This is a genomic window from Pseudomonas sp. BF-B-26 (assembly GCF_019956495.1).
GTDB lineage: Bacteria > Pseudomonadota > Gammaproteobacteria > Pseudomonadales > Pseudomonadaceae > Aquipseudomonas.
This window is the reverse complement of the sequence record NZ_JAHBDP010000047.1, coordinates 1-1,655: the sequence shown is the minus strand read 5'-3', so window position 1 is coordinate 1,655 and position 1,655 is coordinate 1. Positions and strand designations below refer to the sequence as shown.

General features: G+C 60.5%; 1 protein-coding gene. It reads left to right on the top strand.

Annotated features, from left to right (window positions below):
• Positions 1-27: 27 nt before the first annotated feature.
• Positions 28-1,655: acetate--CoA ligase (gene acs, locus KGB03_RS03700; protein ID WP_223526371.1), on the top strand; the 1,628-nt coding region annotated here is incomplete at its 3' end.

Below are 1,655 nucleotides of genomic sequence, written 5' to 3'. Positions count from 1 at the left end.
AACAACTATTCCACCGAGGTAACAAAGATGAGTGCGGCTTCTCTGTATCCCGTTCGTCCCGAGGTTTTGGCCAACACGCTGACTGACGAGGCGACCTACAAGGCCATGTACCAGCAGTCGGTCGTTAACCCGGACGGCTTCTGGCGCGAGCAAGCCAAGCGCCTCGACTGGATCAAGCCTTTCACCACGGTGAAACAGACTTCTTTCGACGATCACCATGTCGACATCAAATGGTTCGCCGACGGCACCCTGAACGTTTCCTACAACTGCCTCGACCGTCATCTGGCCGAGCGCGGCGATCAGATCGCGATTATTTGGGAAGGGGATGACCCTGCCGAAAGCCGCAACATCACCTACCGCGAGCTGCACGAACAAGTCTGCAAATTCGCCAACGCCTTGCGTGGCCAGGATGTGCACCGCGGCGACGTGGTGACTATCTATATGCCGATGATCCCCGAAGCCGTGGTCGCCATGCTGGCGTGTGCCCGGATCGGCGCGATTCACTCGGTGGTGTTCGGTGGTTTTTCGCCGGAAGCCCTGGCTGGCCGGATTATCGACTGCAAATCCAAAGTGGTGATCACGGCTGATGAAGGCGTTCGTGCCGGTAAGAAGATCTCGCTCAAGACCAACGTCGACGATGCGCTGACCAACCCGGAAACCAGCAGCATTCAGAAAGTCATCGTGTGCAAGCGCACCGGTGGCAACATCAAGTGGAACCAGCATCGCGACATCTGGTACGAAGACCTGATGAAAGTGGCGGGCAGTGTCTGCGCGCCGAAAGAGATGGGTGCTGAAGAAGCGCTGTTCATCCTTTATACCTCCGGTTCCACTGGCAAGCCGAAGGGCGTGCAGCACACCACCGCCGGCTATCTGTTGTACGCGGCGATGACCCACGAGCGCGTGTTCGACTACCGTCCGGGCGAAGTCTACTGGTGCACCGCCGACGTCGGTTGGGTCACCGGCCACAGTTACATCGTCTACGGCCCGCTGGCCAATGGCGCGACCACGCTGCTGTTCGAAGGTGTGCCGAACTACCCGGACATTACCCGGGTGGCGAAAATCGTCGACAAGCATAAGGTCAACATCCTCTACACCGCGCCGACGGCGATCCGCGCGATGATGGCGTCGGGCAAGGCCGCTGTGGAAGGCGCTGATGGCAGCAGCCTGCGTCTGTTGGGTTCGGTCGGTGAGCCGATCAACCCGGAAGCGTGGGACTGGTACTACAAGAACGTCGGCCAGTCCCGTTGCCCGATCGTCGACACCTGGTGGCAGACCGAAACCGGCGGCAACATGATGAGCCCGCTGCCGGGTGCGCACGCGCTCAAGCCGGGTTCTGCGGCGCGTCCGTTCTTCGGTGTGGTGCCGGCCTTGGTGGATAACCTGGGCAACATCATCGAGGGCGTGGCCGAGGGCAACCTGGTGATTCTCGATTCGTGGCCAGGTCAGGCGCGCACGCTGTACGGCGACCATGACCGCTTCGTCGATACCTACTTCAAGACGTTCCGCGGCATGTACTTCACCGGTGACGGTGCGCGTCGTGACGAAGACGGTTACTACTGGATTACCGGTCGCGTGGATGACGTGCTCAACGTCTCCGGCCACCGCATGGGCACCGCCGAGATTGAAAGCGCGATGGTCGCCCACCCGAAAGTCGC